The organism is Bacillus coahuilensis m4-4 (genome assembly GCF_000171615.1).
In the GTDB taxonomy this organism is placed as follows: Bacteria; Bacillota; Bacilli; order Bacillales; family Bacillaceae_K; genus Bacillus_T; species Bacillus_T coahuilensis.
The window spans coordinates 37,644-59,758 of the sequence record NZ_ABFU01000005.3 but is presented as its reverse complement, the minus strand read 5'-3'; the positions used below and the strand labels follow the sequence as shown (position 1 = coordinate 59,758).

The 22,115-nt window shown below is 39.8% G+C and carries 23 protein-coding genes, 2 rRNA genes, 2 pseudogenes and 2 other annotated features; of the genes and pseudogenes, 26 read left to right on the top strand and 1 reads right to left on the bottom strand.

Annotated elements, in window-relative coordinates; genetic code table 11:
- Together M44_RS01025 and rrf are read left to right on the top strand one after the other, a co-directional pair.
- Positions 1-586 (top strand): 23S ribosomal RNA (locus M44_RS01025); the annotation flags it as partial.
- Between the two features lie 81 nt (positions 587-667).
- Positions 668-783: ribosomal RNA gene (rrf, locus tag M44_RS01020) — 5S ribosomal RNA — on the top strand.
- A 204-nt stretch (positions 784-987) separates the two neighbouring features.
- Here rrf and M44_RS26625 read toward each other — a convergent pair.
- A complete protein-coding gene (locus M44_RS26625; protein ID WP_155814859.1) occupies positions 988-1,149 on the bottom strand; it encodes a hypothetical protein in 162 nt (53 codons plus the stop codon).
- A 278-nt stretch (positions 1,150-1,427) separates the two neighbouring features.
- Here M44_RS26625 and M44_RS01015 point away from each other — a divergent pair, with 278 nt between their 5' ends.
- From M44_RS01015 to M44_RS00905, 24 genes and pseudogenes are all read left to right on the top strand, one after another.
- Positions 1,428-1,889, top strand: a complete 462-nt coding sequence (locus tag M44_RS01015; RefSeq protein WP_010170060.1) for a CtsR family transcriptional regulator — start codon at positions 1,428-1,430, stop codon at positions 1,887-1,889.
- A gap of 19 nt (positions 1,890-1,908) precedes the next feature.
- Positions 1,909-2,439: a protein-arginine kinase activator protein McsA gene (locus M44_RS01010; RefSeq protein WP_010170059.1), complete on the top strand. Its 531-nt coding sequence runs from the start codon at positions 1,909-1,911 to the stop codon at positions 2,437-2,439.
- Positions 2,439-3,497, top strand: a complete 1,059-nt coding sequence (locus tag M44_RS01005; protein ID WP_010170058.1) for a protein-arginine kinase McsB — start codon at positions 2,439-2,441, stop codon at positions 3,495-3,497. The genes M44_RS01010 and M44_RS01005 overlap by 1 nt, the downstream gene beginning before the upstream one ends.
- A gap of 17 nt (positions 3,498-3,514) precedes the next feature.
- Positions 3,515-5,965, top strand: a complete 2,451-nt coding sequence (gene clpC / locus M44_RS01000) for an ATP-dependent protease ATP-binding subunit ClpC (protein WP_010170056.1) — start codon at positions 3,515-3,517, stop codon at positions 5,963-5,965.
- Between the two features lie 159 nt (positions 5,966-6,124).
- On the top strand, positions 6,125-7,501 hold the full coding sequence (radA, locus tag M44_RS00995) for a DNA repair protein RadA (RefSeq protein ID WP_010170055.1): 1,377 nt from the start codon (positions 6,125-6,127) through the stop codon (positions 7,499-7,501).
- 6 nt (positions 7,502-7,507) lie between these two features.
- A complete protein-coding gene (gene disA / locus M44_RS00990; RefSeq protein ID WP_010170054.1) occupies positions 7,508-8,581 on the top strand; it encodes a DNA integrity scanning diadenylate cyclase DisA in 1,074 nt (357 codons plus the stop codon).
- Positions 8,582-8,750: 169 nt separating this feature from the next.
- Positions 8,751-9,840 (top strand): annotated as a pseudogene (locus M44_RS19490) (PIN/TRAM domain-containing protein).
- A gap of 16 nt (positions 9,841-9,856) precedes the next feature.
- A complete protein-coding gene (ispD, locus tag M44_RS00980; protein WP_010170053.1) occupies positions 9,857-10,543 on the top strand; it encodes a 2-C-methyl-D-erythritol 4-phosphate cytidylyltransferase in 687 nt (228 codons plus the stop codon).
- Between the two features lie 13 nt (positions 10,544-10,556).
- Positions 10,557-11,036, top strand: coding sequence for a 2-C-methyl-D-erythritol 2,4-cyclodiphosphate synthase (gene ispF, locus M44_RS00975; RefSeq protein ID WP_010170052.1), 480 nt, complete (start codon positions 10,557-10,559; stop codon positions 11,034-11,036).
- A gap of 117 nt (positions 11,037-11,153) precedes the next feature.
- Positions 11,154-12,608 carry a glutamate--tRNA ligase gene (gltX, locus tag M44_RS00970; RefSeq protein WP_010170051.1) on the top strand — a complete coding sequence of 485 codons (1,455 nt, stop codon included), beginning with the start codon at positions 11,154-11,156 and terminating at the stop codon, positions 12,606-12,608.
- Positions 12,609-12,715: 107 nt separating this feature from the next.
- Positions 12,716-12,932 (top strand) — a binding site (T-box leader).
- 29 nt (positions 12,933-12,961) lie between these two features.
- The gene (gene cysE / locus M44_RS00965; protein ID WP_153007719.1) at positions 12,962-13,633 is read left to right on the top strand and encodes a serine O-acetyltransferase; all 672 of its coding nucleotides are present in this window, start codon (positions 12,962-12,964) and stop codon (positions 13,631-13,633) included.
- Positions 13,630-15,033 carry a cysteine--tRNA ligase gene (cysS, locus tag M44_RS00960; RefSeq protein ID WP_010170048.1) on the top strand — a complete coding sequence of 468 codons (1,404 nt, stop codon included), beginning with the start codon at positions 13,630-13,632 and terminating at the stop codon, positions 15,031-15,033. Before cysE ends, cysS begins: the two co-directional genes overlap by 4 nt.
- Positions 15,034-15,426, top strand: a complete 393-nt coding sequence (locus M44_RS00955) for a Mini-ribonuclease 3 (RefSeq protein ID WP_010170046.1) — start codon at positions 15,034-15,036, stop codon at positions 15,424-15,426. It abuts the gene before it with no gap.
- Between the two features lie 19 nt (positions 15,427-15,445).
- Entirely contained in the window at positions 15,446-16,186 is a 741-nt protein-coding gene (gene rlmB, locus M44_RS00950) for a 23S rRNA (guanosine(2251)-2'-O)-methyltransferase RlmB (RefSeq protein WP_010170045.1), read from the top strand.
- 5 nt (positions 16,187-16,191) lie between these two features.
- A complete protein-coding gene (locus M44_RS00945) occupies positions 16,192-16,704 on the top strand; it encodes an NYN domain-containing protein (RefSeq protein WP_010170044.1) in 513 nt (170 codons plus the stop codon).
- Positions 16,705-16,795: 91 nt separating this feature from the next.
- Positions 16,796-17,425 (top strand): RNA polymerase sporulation sigma factor SigH, encoded by a 630-nt coding sequence (sigH, locus tag M44_RS00940; RefSeq protein WP_040365281.1) that lies wholly within the window; start codon positions 16,796-16,798, stop codon positions 17,423-17,425.
- Between the two features lie 101 nt (positions 17,426-17,526).
- Positions 17,527-17,673: a 50S ribosomal protein L33 gene (gene rpmG, locus M44_RS25690; protein WP_010170039.1), complete on the top strand. Its 147-nt coding sequence runs from the start codon at positions 17,527-17,529 to the stop codon at positions 17,671-17,673.
- 35 nt (positions 17,674-17,708) lie between these two features.
- Positions 17,709-17,888 carry a preprotein translocase subunit SecE gene (secE, locus tag M44_RS00935; RefSeq protein ID WP_010170037.1) on the top strand — a complete coding sequence of 60 codons (180 nt, stop codon included), beginning with the start codon at positions 17,709-17,711 and terminating at the stop codon, positions 17,886-17,888.
- Between the two features lie 163 nt (positions 17,889-18,051).
- Positions 18,052-18,586 (top strand): annotated as a pseudogene (nusG, locus tag M44_RS19485) (transcription termination/antitermination protein NusG).
- 170 nt (positions 18,587-18,756) lie between these two features.
- Positions 18,757-19,182: a 50S ribosomal protein L11 gene (rplK, locus tag M44_RS00925; RefSeq protein WP_010170035.1), complete on the top strand. Its 426-nt coding sequence runs from the start codon at positions 18,757-18,759 to the stop codon at positions 19,180-19,182.
- Between the two features lie 112 nt (positions 19,183-19,294).
- Positions 19,295-19,993 carry a 50S ribosomal protein L1 gene (gene rplA / locus M44_RS00920; protein ID WP_010170034.1) on the top strand — a complete coding sequence of 233 codons (699 nt, stop codon included), beginning with the start codon at positions 19,295-19,297 and terminating at the stop codon, positions 19,991-19,993.
- 54 nt (positions 19,994-20,047) lie between these two features.
- Positions 20,048-20,195, top strand: a sequence feature (ribosomal protein L10 leader region).
- Between the two features lie 44 nt (positions 20,196-20,239).
- Positions 20,240-20,740, top strand: coding sequence for a 50S ribosomal protein L10 (gene rplJ, locus M44_RS00915; RefSeq protein WP_010170033.1), 501 nt, complete (start codon positions 20,240-20,242; stop codon positions 20,738-20,740).
- Positions 20,741-20,794: 54 nt separating this feature from the next.
- Entirely contained in the window at positions 20,795-21,160 is a 366-nt protein-coding gene (gene rplL / locus M44_RS00910; protein WP_010170032.1) for a 50S ribosomal protein L7/L12, read from the top strand.
- Positions 21,161-21,280: 120 nt separating this feature from the next.
- On the top strand, positions 21,281-21,883 hold the full coding sequence (locus M44_RS00905; RefSeq protein ID WP_010170031.1) for a class I SAM-dependent methyltransferase: 603 nt from the start codon (positions 21,281-21,283) through the stop codon (positions 21,881-21,883).
- Positions 21,884-22,115 lie beyond the last annotated feature (232 nt).

Below are 22,115 nucleotides of genomic sequence, written 5' to 3'. Positions count from 1 at the left end.
GAAATCATTCGTAGAGGTAAGGCACAAGGAGCTTGACTGCGAGACCTACAAGTCGAGCAGGACGAAAGTCGGGCTTAGTGATCCGGTGGTTCCGCATGGAAGGGCCATCGCTCAACGGGATAAAAGCTACCCCGGGGATAACAGGCTTATCTCCCCCAAGAGTCCACATCGACGGGGAGGTTTGGCACCTCGATGTCGGCTCATCGCATCCTGGGGCTGTAGTCGGTCCCAAGGGTTGGGCTGTTCGCCCATTAAAGCGGTACGCGAGCTGGGTTCAGAACGTCGTGAGACAGTTCGGTCCCTATCCGTCGTGGGCGTAAGAAATTTGAGAGGAGCTGTCCTTAGTACGAGAGGACCGGGATGGACGCACCGCTGGTGTACCAGTTGTCTTGCCAAAGGCATCGCTGGGTAGCTATGTGCGGAAGGGATAAGTGCTGAAAGCATCTAAGCATGAAGCCCCCCTCAAGATGAGATTTCTCTTTCTTTGAAGTAAGACCCCTGAAAGATGATCAGGTTGATAGGTTCGAGGTGGAAGTATGGTGACATATGGAGCTGACGAATACTAATCGGTCGAGGACTTAACCAAATAATCTAACACACGATATTCACATATCTTCATGAACTTTATCTAGTTTTGAGAGTACAACGTACTGTCAAACTGAATATGTATGGTGGCAATAGCGAAGAGGTCACACCCGTTCCCATACCGAACACGGAAGTTAAGCTCTTCAGCGCCGATGGTAGTTGGGGGCTTCCCCCTGTGAGAGTAGGACGTCSSCGTGCAAATGATAAAACAGTCTATCTTTAGAGATAGGCTGTTTTTTTTCTAATTATTACCGAATAAATCCAAAGGTCCCACACCAACTAGAGTGGGACCAGGTTAATAAACTGTTCAACTTGTATAGCTGATTCCTCATAACTAAATAGCTACAGTAGGTAGTTCTTTTCATGAAAGTAGTTTATTAGTGTTCTGTAAAGACTTCATGCTTATTTCTTTTTAATTAGCATTATCGCTTCAGCGATAAAGAGTCCGCCAGCAATTAAGTAGCTAACCGGTGTGACCCATATATACTGAGGATTGGTATTAAAGCTATACCCTAATAAAATAAATAAAAATGCTCCTAGCAATAATTGATATCTTTTAACCAATGATTATTCAATCCTTTCGTCGTTATAGTTACTATTATCATACCATTGTTACGAAGTTAACTTATATACCATTAAAATATGTATGTGGGATGAGTTGTATATCCTATAGTTTTGAATATAGTAATATAACCCTTAAATATATGTGTCCAACATGTTTAGGTCTCTAGTATGTGGATAAAATAGGAAGGGAACGGCGTGAGTATCTTAATTGAAATTACAACAGGTTTATAGTATTATTTTAGTCAAAGTTAGTCAAAGTCAAAAAAGGAGGAGGTTCAATGGGGAATATTTCGGATATCATTGAAAAATATTTGAAGCAAATATTAGAAGGCGCAGAGTCTGATATCGTAGAAATTAAACGAAATGAAGTAGCAGATCGCTTTCAATGTGTTCCTTCCCAAATAAACTACGTCATCAATACACGATTTACTCTTGAACGAGGCTATATCGTAGAAAGTAAGCGTGGAGGTGGTGGGTATATTCGAATTGCTAAAGTGCAAACCCATGATGAAGCTCATTTGATTGACGAAGTGACTAGGATAATTGGAAATAGAATTTCTCAAAACACTGCTCATAACATCATTCAACGACTTGTAGAAGAAGAAATCTTATCTTTAAGGGAAGCGAAAATCATCCTAAGTGTGATGGATCGATCTGTTTTATATCTAGAGCTTCCTATGAGGGATGAGCTGCGAGCTAGGATGTTAAAGACGATGATTGAAACCTTAAAATATAAATAGGATAGGTGATGATATCGTTATGGTATGTCAAGAATGTGGGGAAAGACCTGCAAGTCTGCATTTTACTAAAATAGTAAATGGCGAAAAGACGGAAGTCCATCTTTGTCCAGTATGTGCACAAGAGAAGAACGAATCATTTATCAATAGTGCATCTGCTTTTACCGTTAATCACTTATTATCTGGATTGTTTAATATGGCCACACAAAAAGAAGCAGCAGTCCCTCCCGAACCTGAAATGAAATGTAGTCAATGTAATAGGACGTTTCAAGAATTTTTACAGGTTGGAAAATTTGGGTGTGATCACTGCTACGAAGCGTTTGAAAATAAGCTAGACCCTATATTAAAGCGAGTCCATAGTGGTAACAGCTCTCATAAAGGGAAAATTCCTCAACGGGCAGGAAAGAAGGTCTTTTTGAAGAGACAGGTTCAAGACTTACGTCAAAACCTTCAGCAGCTTATAACAAACGAAGAATTTGAAGAAGCAGCTAAAGTAAGAGATGAAATCCGTCACCTTGAAAAACAAGTGAATCAAGAGGGAGGCGAGAAGTAGTGTCTCTAGAAAAGTTTATGGAAAAAGCAGTGAGCTCTTGGATGAAAGAAGAAGGTCCAGAGGGTGACATCGTGTTAAGCACAAGAGTTCGCTTAGCACGTAATATTGAACATCTTCCATTTCCTTTAAAAGGAGATGAAGAGGCAAATGACAGGTTATTACATCAAGTAAAGTATACGGTATCAAATAATAATCCTTTCACCCTAGAAATGGTGAAGATGAATGAGCTTCAACCTTTGCAAAAGAGGGTATTAGTGGAGAAGCACTTAATAAGCCCCAATCTGGCGGATCATTCAAAAGCTGGAGCTGTACTTTTATCAGACGAAGAAGATATTAGTATTATGATTAACGAAGAAGATCATCTTCGTATTCAATGCTTATATCCTGGACTTCAATTAGAAAGTGCATTAGAAAAAGCAAATGAAATAGATGATTGGTTAGAAGGTCACCTCGATTTTGCTTTTGATGAAAATAGAGGGTATTTAACAAGTTGCCCGACAAATGTAGGAACTGGTTTAAGGGCGAGTGTAATGGTTCATCTACCAGGGCTAGTGATGACACAACAGATGAACCGAGTGATTACAGCTATTAATCAGTTGGGTTTAGTCGTAAGGGGGATCTACGGAGAGGGTAGTGAAGCATTAGGAAATATATTTCAGATTTCCAATCAATTAACTCTCGGTAAATCAGAAACAGAAATTGTGGAAGACTTACGCGGCGTTGTCAATCAAATTATTGAGAGAGAGCATCAAGCAAGAAAGTCCATTATGGAAGTATCCCCTTTAAAGCTTGAAGACCGAGTATACCGTTCCTATGGAATTTTAACGAACAGTCGGATTATGGATAGTAAAGAGGCTGCAAAGTATTTATCAGACCTTCGCTTAGGAATTGATTTAGACTTAATCACGAATATCTCAAGGAATGTATTAAATGAATTAATGGTATTAACACAAGTTGGTTTTATTCAACAGTTCTCTGGAGAGGTATTATCACCGGGTGAACGAGATAGTAAACGAGCAACGATTATAAGAGAGCGTTTGAAATTGGAGAAAGAATAAGTTAGGAGGAAACCATTATGATGTTTGGACGATTTACTGAAAGAGCCCAAAAGGTATTAGCACTAGCTCAAGAAGAGGCCATTCGCTTATCTCACTCTAATATTGGAACAGAGCATATATTACTAGGTCTAGTTCGAGAAGGGGAAGGCATAGCGGCTAAAGCTCTGTATGCGCTAGGATTAAGCTCAGAAAAGATTCAAAAAGAAGTAGAAACATTAATTGGTAAAGGAAAAGAAACTACACAAAATATCCATTATACTCCACGTGCCAAGAAGGTTATTGAATTATCAATGGATGAAGCACGAAAGCTTGGTCACTCTTACGTAGGAACAGAGCATATCCTTTTAGGTCTCATTCGTGAAGGAGAAGGTGTAGCAGCTAGAGTATTAAATAACCTTGGAGTTAGCTTAAATAAAGCGAGACAGCAAGTTTTACAGCTACTTGGATCATCTGAGTCTTCTTCTCACCAAGGTGGAGGGAATGCGGGTGCGAATACACCTACTCTAGATAGCCTAGCACGCGATTTAACTGCAATTGCGCGGGAAGGAAGCTTAGACCCTGTCATTGGGCGTAGTAAAGAAATTCAGCGTGTTATTGAAGTGCTGTCACGTCGTACGAAAAACAACCCTGTATTAATTGGAGAACCTGGTGTAGGTAAAACGGCTATTGCAGAAGGCTTAGCACAGCAAATTATTCAAAATGAAGTTCCAGAAATTTTACGCGATAAGCGCGTGATGACACTTGATATGGGCACCGTTGTAGCGGGTACCAAATATCGAGGAGAGTTTGAAGATCGATTAAAAAAGGTAATGGATGAGATTCGTCAAGCGGGGAATATTATTCTATTCATAGATGAGCTTCATACGTTAATTGGTGCTGGTGGAGCAGAGGGTGCCATTGATGCTTCAAATATTTTAAAGCCATCTCTAGCTCGCGGTGAGCTTCAATGTATTGGAGCGACAACATTAGATGAATACCGAAAATACATTGAAAAGGATGCAGCGTTAGAACGCCGTTTCCAACCTATTCAAGTAGATGAACCAACTGTAGATGAATCGATTCAAATTTTACAAGGTCTTCGTGATCGCTACGAGGCTCATCACCGCGTATCAATTACAGATGCAGCCATTCAAGCAGCAGTAAAATTATCTGATCGATACATTTCCGATCGATTTTTACCAGATAAAGCTATTGATTTAATTGACGAAGCGGGTTCAAAAGTACGACTTCGTTCGTATACGACTCCGCCCAATTTAAAAGAGTTAGAGCAACGATTAGAAACGGTTCGTAAAGAAAAGGATGCTGCAGTTCAAAGCCAAGAGTTTGAAAAGGCAGCAAGCTTACGTGATACTGAGCAAAAGCTTAGAGAAGAGTTAGATTCTACGAAAAACACGTGGAAGGAAAAACAAGGGCAAGAAAATACGGAAGTAACCGTAGATGACATTGCTCATGTTGTATCTGTTTGGACGGGAGTACCTGTATCAAAAATCGCTCAAACCGAAACAGATAAATTATTAAATCTTGAATCCATCTTGCATTCTCGTGTTATTGGGCAAGAGGAAGCAGTTAAGGCTGTGTCAAAAGCTGTACGACGCGCTAGAGCTGGATTAAAAGATCCAAAGCGTCCAATTGGATCATTTATCTTCCTTGGTCCAACAGGAGTAGGAAAAACAGAGCTTGCAAGAGCCCTAGCGGAAGCAATGTTTGGTGATGAGGATGCGATGATTCGTATCGATATGTCTGAATACATGGAGAAGCATTCAACTTCACGTCTTGTCGGATCACCTCCAGGCTATGTAGGATACGATGAAGGTGGACAATTAACGGAAAAGGTTCGTCGTAAACCATATTCTGTCATCCTTCTTGACGAAATTGAAAAGGCCCATCCGGATGTGTTTAATATCCTTCTTCAAGTATTAGAAGACGGACGTTTAACAGACAGTAAGGGTCGTACTGTAGATTTTAGAAATACCGTATTAATCATGACGTCAAACGTGGGAGCTTCAACATTACAACGAAATAAAAATGTTGGGTTCAATGTATCTGATTCTGGTGAGGATTATAAAGACATGAAAGGAAAAGTGATGGAGGAGCTTAAGCGCGCTTTCCGTCCTGAATTCCTAAACCGTATCGACGAAACGATCGTGTTCCATTCTCTAGAAAAAGCGCATCTACAAGAAATTGTGACGCTTATGAGTGATCAATTAACAAAACGTCTAATTGAACAGGATATTCATCTATCCTTAACAGATAAAGCAAAAGATAAAATAGCGGATGAAGGCTTTGATCCTGAATACGGAGCAAGACCACTGAGAAGAGCGATTCAAAAGCATATCGAGGACCGCCTATCAGAGGAACTGTTAAAAGGAACCATTATTACAGGACAAAACATAAGCATTGATGTAGAAGAAGGAGAGTTCAAAGTTAACATCCAAGAACCAACAGAATCTACTACATCCAATTCATAATCATACAACATGAATGATCTAAGGGCATTTTTTAACAAGGCCTATCATAAAAGGTACACGTATTCTTCGTATTACGTGTACCTTTCTTGTATGATTAAGCTATTCCTAATTCATATGAGCAACATGGTTTTACATATTATATAAAGAGGGGTTAAGAAAGTGGCAAAGAAGAAGACAAAGTTTATGTGCCAAGAGTGCGGATATGAGTCGCCAAAGTGGATGGGACGATGCCCTAGCTGCCACCAGTGGAATACGATGGTGGAAGAGGTAGAAATCGTTGGAAAGGCGCCTAGAGGTGCATTTCAACACTCAGCCCCGAGTGGCCCTAATAAAGCAGAAAAAATTACAAGTATTGAAACGACCCAAGAACCACGTGTAAAAACAAAACTTCGCGAATTGAACCGCGTATTAGGCGGCGGAGTCGTGCCAGGTTCCCTCGTATTAATAGGAGGAGACCCAGGGATTGGGAAATCTACTTTATTACTTCAAGTATCTTCTCAGTTAGCTTCTATGAAAGAAAGCGTTCTGTATATATCAGGAGAGGAATCCATAAAACAAACAAAGCTACGAGCGACCAGGCTAAATATTAACGAAGATGATCTTTTTGTCTTTGCTGAAACCAATTTAGAAATTATCTCTGGGACTATTGAAGAAATGAACCCCAATTTTGTCATCGTGGATAGTATCCAAACAGTCTATCACCCAAATGTGACCTCTGCACCCGGTAGTGTTTCTCAAGTAAGAGAGTGTACGGCAGAACTGATGAGAATCGCGAAAACGAAAGGTATTGCTATTTTTATCGTAGGTCACGTAACAAAAGAAGGATCGATTGCTGGTCCTAGACTACTTGAGCATATGGTTGATACCGTTTTATATTTCGAAGGAGAACGTCATCATTCCTATCGAATTCTACGTGCGGTTAAAAACCGCTTTGGTTCTACAAATGAGATGGGTATTTTTGAAATGAAGGAAGAAGGATTAGATGAAGTTGAAAATCCTTCTGAAATTTTCTTAGAAGAGCGATCTGGGGGTTCTAGCGGCTCCACTGTCGTTGCATCGATGGAGGGCACAAGACCTGTTCTTGTTGAAATTCAAGCACTTATATCTCCTACAAGTTTTGGGAATCCTAGAAGAATGGCAACGGGTACAGATTATAACCGTGTCAATCTTCTAATGGCCGTTTTAGAAAAGCGTGTGGGAATGTTATTACAGAATCAAGATGCGTATATTAAGGTAGCGGGCGGCTTAAAACTAGATGAGCCAGCGATTGATTTAGCTATTGTCATCAGTATCGCTTCATCGTTTAGAGAAAAGCCGACAAAGGCAACAGATTGTTTTATTGGTGAGGTTGGATTAACAGGCGAAGTCCGTAGAGTAAGCAGAATTGAACAAAGAGTTCAAGAAGCAGCAAAATTAGGGTTTGAACGAGTAATATTGCCGGGAAATAATATCGGGGGATGGAAAATTCCAGATGGGATACAGGTCATTGGTGTAAAGAATGTCGGTGAAGCACTTCAATATGCTTTAGGAGGCTAATACATCATGGAAGAAAAGACGAGGGTAGAGCAACACGTGGCGGATATCCTAAAGTTTGTAGCTCCAGGTACACCAATTAGAGAGGGAATTGATAATGTTCTGAGAGCCAATACGGGTGGACTGATTGTGCTAGGGTATAATGACCAGGTCAAAGCCATTGTAGACGGAGGATTTAAAATCAACTGTTCTTTTTCACCGAGTTATTTATACGAACTCGCTAAAATGGACGGGGCCATTATATTAAATAATACAGGAACTGAAATTATTCTTGCGAATGCCCAGCTTATACCAGATGCGTTTATCCCTTCGTCCGAAACTGGAATGAGACACCGCACGGCTGAACGAGTGGCAAAACAGACAAAAGCAATAGTGATGGCCATTTCTCAGCGACGAAATGTCATTACGTTATATCAAGGTGAATTCCGCTATTCATTAAAAGACATATCCGTTATCTTAACGAAAGCCAACCAAGGAATTCAAACGCTGGAGAAATACAAAGTGGTGCTTGATCAGAGTATATCGAATCTGTCACTCCTGGAATTTGAAGAGTTTGTCACGTACAACGATTTGTTAAAGGTGCTCCACCGTTTTGAAATGGTCCTTCGCATTAAGCATGAAATCTGCTCTTATTTAAATGAACTTGGTGTAGAAGGAAGATTGATTAGACTTCAAATGAATGAGCTTTTGACAGATATTGAAGAAGAAGCGATTTATATTTTTCGAGACTATGCCGCCCATCAAAATGTGAATCCATATGAAACTTTAGATCAACTACAACGTAAAGTATCTAAGGAAGTTCTCGATGATGCCATTCTACTAAAGCTTTTAGGGTATCAGGGTTATGTTGCTTTGGACCAGTTTGTATGTACTAGAGGCTATAGAATCTTAAGCAAAATCCCACGTCTACCCCTTATGATTATTGATAATCTAGTAGCTAAATTTCAACACCTAGGTGAAATATCGAAGGCTACGATTCAAGAGTTAGATGAGGTTGATGGGATTGGAGAAGTAAGAGCTAGAAAGATAAAGGAAGGGTTAAAGCTATTTAAAGAACAGACTTATGCAGAGAGACAGCTTTGACATTCATAGTCGGAATAGGATAGAATATGGAATAATTTTATGTACCATGGTATCAATAATTATCTTGATATAACATTTTGTTTTCTGTTCTATGACATTTATTAAAAATGAGGTTTAAATCCCACTAATTTAGCTAAAATGTTTATAATAATGAAAAGGAGGTGGGGAGATGTTAAAACGAATTGTACAAGGTTGTTTCCTATTGATAGGGGGAACACTCGGTGTCTTTCTTCTTGATGATCTCCTTAAGTTAACAAGTTTAAATGATGTAGCATTAATTAATAACTCATATACAACGGCCATTGTAGGAGCTATTATTTTCTTTCTATTAACATTCTGGGCAGTTGGATATGTAGTCAATTTTGTGAAATGGTTAGAAGATACGTTAATGAATCTACCGGCAATCGAAATTATTTTTGGAAGTATTGGTTTGATGCTGGGTCTTCTATTAGCCTTTCTATTTGGATTACCGATAAGTATGGTGGAAATCCCTGTACTTGACACGCTTATTCCGATTCTACTCAGTCTATTTTTAGGATATATGGGATTTCAAGTTGGGATTAAAAAGCGTGAAGAAATCATCTCACTGTTTACCATTCAATCACGTCAAAAAGAAAAAATCTGTAGAAGAAGAAGCGGATGTACCGTCTACATCCTTTAAAATCTTAGATACTAGTGTCATTATTGACGGTCGTATTGCAGACATTTGCCAAACGGGATTTTTAGACGGTGTCATTGTCATTCCTCAATTTGTTTTAGAAGAGCTCCAACATATTGCAGATTCATCTGATGCTCTAAAGCGTAATCGTGGACGACGTGGATTAGATATTTTAAATCGTATCCAAAAAGAGTTGCCCATTGAGGTTCAAATTTATGAAGGTGACTTTGAGGATATTCAAGAAGTAGATAGCAAGCTTGTAAAGCTAGCAAAAATTATGCAGGGAATCGTTGTGACGAACGATTTTAATTTAAACAAAGTTTGTGACCTTCAAGGTGTACAAGTCCTAAATATTAATGACTTGGCTAATGCAGTGAAGCCGGTTGTGTTACCTGGGGAAGAAATGCATGTTCAGGTAATCAAAGACGGGAAAGAACATAACCAAGGGATTGCTTATTTAGATGACGGAACGATGATTGTCGTAGAAGAAGGTAAAAATTATATTGGTAGATATATCGATGTGCTTGTGACGTCTGTATTACAGACAAGCGCAGGTCGGATGATTTTTGCTAAGCCTAAATTGTTAGAAAAAGCTTTATAAAAGAGGAGAAGGATTCATGATGTATGATGTCGTGCTACTGGCTGCGGGTAAAGGGAAACGAATGGGCGCTAATCAAAATAAAATGCTATTGCTTTTACAAGGCTCTCCCATTCTTATTCACTCTTTACACCTATTTGAACAAGATCCAGCTTGTAAGGGAATCATACTCGTCATCCATCCAGATGAACAAATGATTATGGAGGAGCTTTTACGTCAACACAAGGTCAAGAAGATTAAAGCCATCGTACATGGTGGGAATGAGCGTCAAGATAGTGTATACAATGGACTTCAGGCTGTTACAGAGGACATTGTGTTAATTCATGACGGTGCTAGACCATTTGTAACAGGTGAAATTGTCTCTACCCTTGTGAACGTATCACGACAAACAGGAGCGGCGATTCCAGCTGTTCCTGTAAAAGATACAATCAAAAAAGTTCTCCATCATCAGGTTCAACAAACAATAGAACGTTCTAGCTTGTGGTCGGTGCAAACCCCACAAGCTTTTCGTGTTTCTGTGATTCAAACAGCACATGAAAAAGCGCGTGAATATGGATGGATGGGTACAGATGATGCCAGCTTACTTGAATACTTGGATGTTCAGGTGGACATAGTGGAAAGTGATTATGATAATATTAAAATAACAACACCTGAAGATCTCTACTTTGCAGAAGCTATTTTGAAAAAGAGAGAATCGTTAAGTTAAAGGAGAAAAGAGTATGTTTCGAATTGGACAAGGCTTTGATGTTCATCAATTAGTAGAAGGACGCCCTCTTATTCTTGGAGGCATTACCATTCCATACGAAAAAGGGTTGCTTGGACATTCTGACGCAGATGTACTTTTACATGTGGTAGCAGATGCGGCTCTTGGGGCCGTGGCAAAAGGGGATATCGGCCACCACTTTCCAGATACAGATGCTGCTTTTAAAGACGCAGATTCAAGTGTCCTACTAGAAAGAGTATGGGAAGTTGTTAAGGAGGAGGGGTACGAGCTCTGTAATATCGATTGCACGATCATTGCCCAAAAACCGAAGATGGCTCCTTATGTGGGGCAAATGAGAGAACGTATTGCCCAAATCTTAGAAGCGGATGCTTCTCAAGTGAATGTGAAGGCGACTACAACTGAAAAATTAGGCTTTACAGGAAGAGGAGAAGGAATCGCTGCCCAGTGTACGATTTTATTAACGAAAAAAGGATAAAGCTACTTTCTATGAAGAGAAAGTGATGATACACTATCTTAGATATATAGAAGTAAAGAGAGAACAGTGATATCACATGTTCAGTGATGATTAAATAATCTATTTGGAGGAATGGTCATGTCAGAAGTTCGCGTTCGTTATGCGCCAAGTCCAACAGGACATTTACATATAGGTAATGCTAGAACCGCATTATTCAACTATCTTTATGCACGTCATCATGATGGGAAGTTTATTATCCGTATTGAAGATACAGATAAGAAGCGTAACATCGAAGGTGGGGAAGAGAGTCAATTACAGTACTTACAGTGGTTAGGAATTGACTGGGATGAGAGTGTTGATAAAGATGGTGGATTTGGACCTTATCGTCAATCAGAGCGTAACCATATTTATAAAGAGCTTTATGAGCAATTAGTACGTGAAGGAAAAGCCTACTACTGCTATTGCACAGAGGAAGAATTAGAAGCAGAACGTGAAGCCCAGCAAGCGGCTGGTCAAATGCCTCGATACTCTGGTAAATGCCGTCACTTGACTACAGAGGATAGAGAGCGATTAGAAGCAGAAGGAAGACAACCAAGCATTCGTTTCGCCGTACCAGCAGGAAAAGTCTATCGTTTTGATGACATGGTAAAAGAAGAGGTAGCGTTTGAATCAGATGGTATCGGCGACTTCGTCATTGTAAAAAAAGACGGGACACCTACGTATAACTTTGCTGTGGCTGTTGATGACCATCTCATGAAAATCTCTCATATTTTACGCGGTGATGATCATATCTCGAACACGCCGAAGCAAATGATGATTTACGAAGCGTTCGGATGGCAAGCACCTGTATTCGGTCACATGACGTTAATTGTGAACGAAAGCCGTAAAAAGCTGAGTAAGCGTGATGAGTCGATTATCCAATTTATTGAACAGTACGCAGGATTAGGGTACCTACCAGAAGCATTATTTAATTTTATTGGTCTTCTAGGTTGGTCTCCAAAAGGCGAAGAAGAGATTTTCTCAAAGGATGAATTTATTTCAATCTTTGACGCAGAGCGTCTATCTACTTCTCCTGCGGTATTCGATACAAATAAGCTAGCTTGGATGAACAATCAATACATGAAAAACTTAAGTCTAGATGAAGTAGCTGAACTCTCCCTACCTCATTTAATCAAAGCAGGTAAGCTTGAAGAAAATCCTTCAGAAACTGAGCTTGAGTGGGCGAAGGGTGTGATCTCTTTATACCAAGAACAAATGAGCTACGGTGCTGAAATTGTGGAGCTTTCTGAAATGTTCTTTAAGAATGATATTGAGTACAATGAAGAAGCGAAAGCGGTATTAGCGGAAGAGCAAGTGCCTGAAGTTATGCGTGTATTCAAAGAAAAAGTGGAAGCTCTTACTGAATTAGACCCTGCGGCTATTAAAGCAGCCATTAAAGAAGTTCAAAAAGAAACAGGTCATAAAGGTAAAAAGTTATTCATGCCAATCCGCGTAGCCGTAACTGGACAAACTCACGGACCAGAACTTCCGAATGCCATAGCTTTACTTGGAAAAGAAAAAGTTACCCTTCGTTTATCAAGTGTTTTAAGTTAACAAATTGGAGATACTGTAATATATTATAACTAATCACCAAAAAACGTATCGAAGGGTAAGGTCAGTGGGGAATGTTTTTCCCTGACATTCATCCTTACACTATCATCATAAAAGCGTTGATGAGGAGAAGTACGAAGCAGATGCTCTTAGAGAGAACCACCTTGGCTGAAAGTGGTTTAGCCTCTCTGTTTCCGAAATGCCCCTCGGAGTCCACTGTCGAATAAAGGGAAGTAGACAGGGGCGGTACCCACCGTTAACAGGTTTAAGTTGAAGGTAAGTGAATTACCTTAAACAGAGTGGAACCGCGCCAACTGCGTCTCTGTCATGATGACAGAGGCGTTTTTTTATTTGTAATGAGAAAGGAGGAACACAAAATGTTTAAGCTTTTCAAAGAAGATATCGACGTCATATTCGAGCAAGATCCTGCAGCGAGAAGCTATTTTGAAGTCATCTTAACGTATGCCGGGCTTCATGCTATTTGGTCTCATCGTATCGCTCATTTCTTTTATAAACGAAAATTATATTTCCTCGCTCGCATGATTTCGCAAATTAGTCGATTTTTCACAGGTATAGAAATCCACCCTGGCGCTAAAATTGGCAGAAGATTTTTCATCGATCATGGAATGGGAGTGGTCGTGGGCGAGACCTGTGAAATTGGTGATAACGTCACTCTTTATCAAGGAGTTACTCTAGGTGGTACCGGTAAAGAAAAGGGAAAGCGCCACCCAACGGTTGAAAGTAATGCGTTGATTGCCGCTGGAGCAAAGGTGTTAGGCTCTATAACAGTAGGAGAGAATTCAAAAATAGGGGCAGGGTCCGTTGTGTTAAAGGATGTACCGCCTAATTCTACGGTAGTAGGGATACCGGGCACGGTCGTGATTCAAGACGGCGTGAGAGTGAAGAAGGACTTTAATCACAGTGATTTACCAGACCCTATTGCTGAGCGTTGTTCAGAGATGGAAAGAGAAATACAAGAATTACGACAACAGCTAAAAGAAGCTGAGAAGAAGGGGGATCTCATATGAGTATTCAATTATATAATACGTTGACACGTAAAAAAGAGCCGTTCGTGCCTCTAGAAGAAGGAAAGGTAAAAATGTATGTATGTGGTCCGACCGTATACAATTACATTCACATTGGTAATGCAAGACCAGCGATCGTATATGATACGGTGCGTCGCTATTTAGAATACAGAGGATACGCCGTGAACTTTGTTTCTAATTTTACAGATGTAGACGATAAGCTGATCAAAGCGGCAAATGAATTAGGTGAAGATGTACCGACTATTGCTGAACGCTTTATTGATGCTTACTTTGAAGATACGGCGGCACTTGGATGCAGTAAAGCGGACTTACATCCTCGTGTAACAGAGAATATTGATATCATTATTGAGTTTATTTCAGCTCTAATGGATAAAGGATATGCATACGAATCACAAGGTGATGTGTATTACCGTACAAAGAAATTTGAAGGGTACGGAAAGCTCTCTCACCAACCGATAGAAGATCTTCAATCCGGTGCACGTATTGAAGTAGGGGAGAAAAAAGAAGATCCCCTAGACTTTGTGTTATGGAAGGCAGCGAAAGAAGGAGAAATTTATTGGAGCAGTCCTTTCGGTAAAGGTCGTCCTGGGTGGCATATTGAGTGCTCTGCGATGGTGAGAAAGTATTTAGGTGATACGATTGATATTCATGCTGGTGGGCAAGATTTAACATTCCCTCACCATGAGAATGAAATTGCACAATCAGAGGCCTTAACAGGGAAGCCTTTTGCAAAGTATTGGATGCATAACGGCTATATTAATATAGATAACGAGAAGATGTCAAAGTCGCTTGGAAACTTTGTGTTAGTTCACGATATCATTAAAGAAACTGACCCGCAGGTACTTCGCTTCTTTATGCTATCTGTTCACTATCGTCATCCAATCAACTACAGTGCGGACCTAGTAGAGAATACAAAGACCGCATTAGATCGATTACGAACGACGTACCAAAACATCACGTACCGCAAAGAATCAAGCGTGAACTTAGGAGAAGGTACTGAAAAGTGGGTAGGCCAAATAGCTGAGCTTAAAAAACAATTCATCCAAGCGATGGATGACGATTTTAATACAGCGAATGCTATCTCGGTTCTGTTTGACTTATCCAAACAAGGGAACTATTACTTGATGGAAGAAAATACAGAGGTGCGTGTATTAGACGAATTTACACAGACGTTTGAAGAATTGTTTGACGTTTTGGGGTTAAAGCTTTCGGGAGAAGCAGAGCTTCTTGACGAAGAGATTGAAAAGCTCATTGAAGAACGCATACAAGCGCGTAAGAATTGTGATTTTAAACGCTCAGATGAAATTCGTGACAAATTAAAAGAGATGAACATTGTGCTTGAAGATACGCCTCAAGGTACACGTTGGAAGAGAGGGTCTTAAGTGAGTAGCTCTGAAACAAAGCTTGATGTTAAGCAGCTTAACCCTCTAGTACTAGCGTATATGGGCGATGCGATTTATGAAGTGTATGTACGTCAATACCTCATTGAAAAAGGAAAAGTGAAGCCTCATATTCTACACAAGGAAGCTACTCGTTATGTTTCCGCTAAAGCACAAGCAGAAATTGTGAAGAGCTGGTTAGAGGGAGACGTGTTATCAGAAGAAGAACAATCTGTATTAAGAAGGGGACGGAATGCTAAAAGTGGATCTGTCCCTAAGAATACAGATGTTCAAACGTATCGCTACAGCTCAGCATTTGAAGCGGTTATTGGGTACCTACATCTTCTAGGTAGAGAAGAACGGATAGAGGAATTAATGAAGAAAATTTTGGTGTAAAGGAAAGGGGGCATATAGTATGTCAACCGATTATATTGCTGGAAAAAATCCAGTTATTGAAGCGTTAAAAGCAGGTCGTGATATTAATAAAATCTGGGTTGCAGAAGGTTCTCAAAAGGGTCAAATGCAGCAAGTTTTAGGACTAGCTAAAGAATCCAGTGTACAGGTATTATTCGTTCCAAAGAAAAAAATGGATCAAATGGTATCCAACCACCAAGGGGTTGTTGCGCAAGTCGCAGCGTATCAGTACTCTTCACTTGATGATATGTTTGCATTAGCTGAATCTAGAGGGGAAACTCCCCTTGTATTATTATTAGATGAATTAGAAGACCCTCATAATCTTGGAAGTATCATGAGAACAGCCGACGCTGTGGGAGCGCATGGTATCATTATTCCAAAAAGGCGTGCTGTGGGGCTGACTGCTACCGTAGCGAAAGCATCTACAGGTGCGATTGAGCATATTCCAGTCGCTCGTGTCACCAACCTGTCTCAAACGATAGATGAACTCAAGGAACGTGGAATTTGGGTAACCGGTACAGATGCAAAAGGAAAACAAGACTACAGACAAATGGATGCATCTATGCCACTTTGCTTAGTAATAGGGAGTGAAGGAAAAGGGATGAGTCGTCTCGTTAAAGAAAAGTGTGATTTTCTTGTCCAACTACCTATGAGAGGTCATGTTACGTCCTTAAATGCTTCAGTAGCTGCTAGCCTTCTTCTCTACGAAGTTCATCGAAAACGTTATCCGTTAGAAGGATAACGAAAATGGAGCAGATCCTACTTGTTGATGGCTATAACATGATTGGTGCTTGGCCGGAGCTAAAGCGCTACAAAAACAATGACCTCTCGCAAGCGAGAGACATACTAGTAGAATGGTTGGCAGACTATCAAGGCTATACAGGATTTAAAGTAATCGTTGTTTTTGATGCACATTTCGTACAAGGAATTGGTAAAAAATATCGTAATTATAATGTGGATGTTCTTTATACAAGAGAAAAAGAAACGGCCGATGAGCGGATTGAGAAATTAGCAATAGAACTAACCAACATTCGAACGGAAGTGCATGTTGCGACTTCAGACTTCACAGAGCAGTGGGTCATCTTTGCTCAAGGTGCGTTAAGAAAGTCAGCACGAGAACTTCATACTGAAATAAAATTGATTCAAAATCGCATATCACGTCGAGCTAAAAAGATTTCTGACGAAAAGCCATTGTCGAAAATTGACATACCAACAGAAGTTGCAGAAATTTTTGAAAAATGGCGTCGAGGGGACTCGTGAGAGGTTGTAGATTCCAAAAGCCTACAGTATAATGGACATATCTATTGCTTTTCTGCGTTCGGAGGGATACGTGTTGAGTCTAGACGATAACATGAATGCGATACATTTAGAGGGACTAGAAGATGAAGTGGTAATAGACTTAATTCATAATGGAAATAGTGATGCATTAGATTTCCTGATTCATAAATACAGGAATTTTGTGCGAGCGAAAGCACGTTCTTATTTTTTAATTGGAGCGGATCGGGAAGATATTGTTCAAGAAGGAATGATTGGCTTATACAAGGCAATCAGAGACTATAAAGGGGACAAGCTAGCCTCTTTTAAAGCCTTTGCAGAGCTATGTATTACTCGCCAAATTATTACCGCGATCAAGACGGCGACTAGACAGAAGCATATACCCCTTAATTCCTATGTTTCACTGGATAAGCCTATCTATGACGAAGAATCGGACCGGACATTAATGGATATCATTACCCCTGCAAAAACACTTGATCCACAGGAACTTATTGTTAGTCGGGAAGAGTTTTCTAACATGGAAGATAAGATGGCTGAAATTTTAAGTGATTTAGAGCGAGAAGTATTGGCACTCTATTTAGACGGGCAGTCCTACCAGGAAATTTCAGAGTTATTAGACCGACATGTTAAGTCTATTGATAACGCATTACAACGTGTGAAACGTAAGCTAGAGCGCTATTTAGAAGTGAGAGAAATGACTCATTAATCCTAGTGACGAATTTGATCGGTTATTGACACAGTAGTATTCTCGTGTTATTTTTTTAGAAGATTAAAAGTATTTCATTTTCATTACAGAAGGTGAGCTAAATGTCCCAAAAGCAAACATTAGAATGCTCAACCTGTGGCTCAAGGAATTACTCAACTCCGAAGAAAGAACAGCAGGGTGAACGACTCGAGGTAAAAAAGTACTGCAAACATTGCAATGCTCACACCTTACACAAGCAAACCAAGTAAGCCCCACCTATTTTAAGCTTGGAGGTTACACATATATGGCAAACATCGCTAAGTTTTTCCGTAACGTCTCGTTAGAGATGAAAAAGACGAGCTGGCCTAAAAGAAAAGAGCTAACTCGTTATACGATTACCGTCATTTCCACGGTTGTATTTGTTGCGTTATTTTTCGCAGCAGTAGATTTTGGAATCTCTACACTTATGGATTTGATTCTATAATTGAGAGTTTCAAAAAAGAATTCTGTATAACTCGTCCTCATACATGGTATAATGTTGAGGAAGAAATAGGAATCTCTTTAAAGGACCCGTTTAACGGGTTTTTTAATTTGCCAAAAAATTGAATTTGTAACTAGAGGAGGGAAGGACTTTAGGTCCTTAAGATATGGAGAAAAACTGGTATGTTGTTCACACATATTCTGGTTACGAGAACAAGGTAAAGACAAATCTTGAGAAACGCGTCGAAACGATGGGAATGCAAGATAAGATCTTCCGTGTAATTGTACCAGAAGAAGAAGAAACAGATATAAAAAATAGGTAAAAAGAAAGTCGTAAAGCGTAAAGTATTCCCTGGATACGTGCTTGTAGAGATCGTTATGACTGACGATTCTTGGTATGTTGTACGGAATACTCCAGGTGTAACTGGATTCGTAGGTTCTGCAGGCTCTGGTTCTAAGCCAACAGCTCTTTTACCAGAGGAAGTTCAATTTATTCTTAAATCCATGGGCATGGAAGAAAAGCGAGTGGATATTGATTTCGAATTAGGTGAAACGGTTACGGTGAAAGAAGGACCATTCGCAAACTTCACTGGATCAATCGAAGAAATTGATGTGGCTAAATCCAAAATAAAAGTGTTAGTCAATATGTTCGGTCGTGAAACACCGGTAGAACTTGATTTTACACAAATTGAGAAATTATAAGGAAAAACTTGAAATGCACTTTAAAAAGTGGTAGTATTTCTAAAGTCAGTATGTCTAGACGATAAACTGACATCGTTTATTGTTTTTTAAATTGCTTATGCATTTTTCACATTGAGTGGGAGGGGAAAATCCCCTATTACCACATCACGGACTTTAAGGAGGTGTGTCTCGTGGCTAAAAAAGTAATTAAAGTTGTTAAATTACAAATTCCTGCTGGTAAAGCAAACCCAGCGCCACCAGTTGGTCCTGCATTAGGTCAAGCCGGTGTTAACATCATGGGATTCTGTAAGGAGTTCAACGCTCGTACTGCTGACCAAGCTGGTCTTATCATTCCAGTTGAAATTTCGGTTTTTGAAGACCGTTCATTTACATTCATTACGAAAACTCCTCCAGCTGCTGTTCTTCTTAAGAAAGCTGTTGGAATTGAGTCTGGTTCTGGTGAACCAAACCGTAATAAAGTTGCAACAATCAAGCGTGACAAAGTACGTGAGATTGCTGAAACAAAAATGCCGGATCTAAACGCTGCAAACGTTGAGTCTGCAATGCGTATGGTTGAAGGTACTGCACGTAGTATGGGAATCGTAGTAGAAGACTAATTCTTCTGCTATTCGTTGGAAAAGGTTGCGAGTCTTGAGAGAATCTTCTTATCTCGCAACCTTATTTCGTGGGAGGTTATTCCGCTAAAACCACATAAGGAGGAAATATAAAATGGCTAAAAAAGGTAAAAAGTATCTTGAAGCTGCGAAGCTTGTAGATCGCACAGTAGCATACTCAATCGAAGAAGCGATTGAACTTGCTAAAAAAACAAGCACAGTTAAATTTGACGCGACAGTTGAGGCGGCTTTCCGTCTTGGTATCGACGTTCGTAAAAATGACCAACAGGTTCGTGGGGCAGTTGTACTTCCAAACGGAACTGGTAAAACTCAACGTGTATTAGTATTTGCTAAAGGTGAGAAAGCGAAAGAAGCGGAAGCTGCTGGAGCTGACTTCGTTGGAGATGCAGACTTCATCAACAAAATTAACCAAGGTTGGTTCGATTTTGATGTAATCGTTGCGACTCCAGACATGATGGGTGAAGTTGGTAAACTTGGTCGTGTATTAGGGCCTAAAGGTTTAATGCCAAACCCTAAAACGGGTACAGTTACATTTGACGTAACAAAAGCTGTTAACGAAATCAAAGCTGGTAAAGTAGAATACCGCGCTGACAAAGCTGGTATCGTACACGTTCCAGTTGGTAAAGTATCTTTCGAAAACGACAAGCTTGTTGAAAACTTCCAAACTGTATATGATACATTATTAAAAGTTAAACCTTCAGCTGCTAAAGGTACGTACATGAAGTCTGTAACTGTAACTTCAACTATGGGACCTGGCGTTAAAGTTGATCCTTCAACTGTAACAGTTAAGTAATCATTACCATATTGACTTTACGCGCAACAGGTTATATAATAAATTCTGTTGTTTAAATAAATAACATTTGTACCGGAGACAGTAGGTGCCATTTGGCTTAATTTCCTGCCGAGGTCATGCGATATAGATTATCTTGTCATTTGACGTTAATTCTTATTGCCCTCGTGTCTTCCTAAAGTGCGAGGGCATTTTATATGTCTTTGAACGGTATAAATGTTCATCTATCATAACCTAGGAGGTGTAAAGATGAGCAGTGTAATTGAACAAAAGAAAGTTTTAGTTTCTGAGATTGCTGATAAGTTTAAAAGCAGTGTATCTGTAGTAGTAGTTGACTACCGTGGTCTTAAGGTTGCGGAAGTAACAGAGCTTCGTAAACAAATGCGTGAAGCAGGCGTTGAATTCAAAGTTCTTAAAAACTCTATGGTTCGCCGTGCAGCTGAATCAGTTGAGCTTGGTGCATTAAACGAATCTCTTACTGGTCCAAACGCAATTGCGTTCAGTGCAGAAGACGTTATAGCTCCAGCTAAAATTCTTAACGACTTCGCGAAAAAACACGAAGCGCTTGAAATTAAAGCAGGTGTCATCGAAGGTAATGTTGCTTCTGCGGAAGAAGTGAAAGCTCTTGCTGAACTTCCATCACGCGACGGCTTACTGTCTATGCTACTTTCTGTACTTCAAGCTCCAATGCGCAACTTCGCTCTTGCAACTAAAGCAGTTGCTGACCAGAAAGAAGAACAAGGCGCTTAATTATCGGTTAGTCTATTAAAAAATTAAAAACATTTTCTAAGGAGGAAATATACAATGACTAAAGAACAAATCATTGATGCGATTAAAGAAATGACCGTTCTTGAACTGAACGATCTAGTTAAAGCAATTGAAGAAGAATTTGGAGTAACTGCTGCAGCTCCTGTAGCTGTTATGGGTGGAGCTGCTGGTGGAGACGCTGCAGCTGAGCAAACTGAATTTGATCTAGTACTAGAATCTGCGGGTGCTTCTAAGATCAAAGTTATCAAAGTAGTACGTGAAATCACTGGTCTTGGACTAAAAGAAGCGAAAGAACTAGTTGACAACACTCCAAAAGCACTTAAAGAAGGTATCGCGAAAGAAGAAGCTGAAGAACTAAAAGCTAAACTTGAAGAAGTTGGCGCGGTTGTAGAAGTTAAGTAATTCTTCTTTTCCTATAGAAAAAAGCTCGCTTACGTTAGCGAGCTTTTTTTGACTTTTACCTTTTCAAAGGATATTTTAGAGTGGATTGCTTCACCAACCAAACTCCTGGAGGGATGAATTGTGGGAGACCACTATTTTACAAATAATCCGTCAGTCGAGAGCAAACCCACATCGTTCAAGTTTACCTTGCGTGGTCACTCGTTCACATTTAAAACGGATCAAGGTGTGTTTTCAAAATCAGAAATAGATTTTGGTTCTCGTACTCTACTTGAATGTTTTAAACTACCAGCTGTAGATGGTCCGTTCTTAGATGTAGGATGTGGCTACGGCCCTATTGGGTTATCCCTTGCAAAAGAGGATGAAAACCGACAGGTACATATGGTCGATGTGAATGAAAGAGCGCTATCTCTTGCTGAAGAAAACGCCGTTCTAAACAACGTTCAAAATGTATCGATCTATAGAAGTGATACATTACATTCCGTAAAGGAAGAGAGCTTTGCGGCAATCTTAACGAATCCTCCTATTCGAGCTGGGAAAAAGGTTGTTCATGATATTTTTGAGCAAAGCTTTCATAAGCTTCGGAATGGAGGAGAGCTTTGGGTAGTCATTCAAAAGAAGCAAGGAGCTCCTTCAGCAATGGATAAACTAGAAGAATTATTCGGTGAAGTTGAGGTCGTTGGTAAGGAGAAAGGCTACTATATTTTAAAAGCACAAAAATGTTGACGGTATTTTGCTCTTGTGATAGCATTATATAATGCAAAAATATTATTATCCATAATTATGCCTTCATGTATAATTGTTGGATAGAATGGTAAAGATTATAAAATAATAGCTCGTCATGTGAAAATGAGGTTTTAGTTTGAAACCCTTTTTCTTTTTTGTCTTATAGGCTTGTCTATTTTTCTTGTCTATGAGATAGATAGACGCAACCAAAACGCTTGATTTGAGGGGTGAA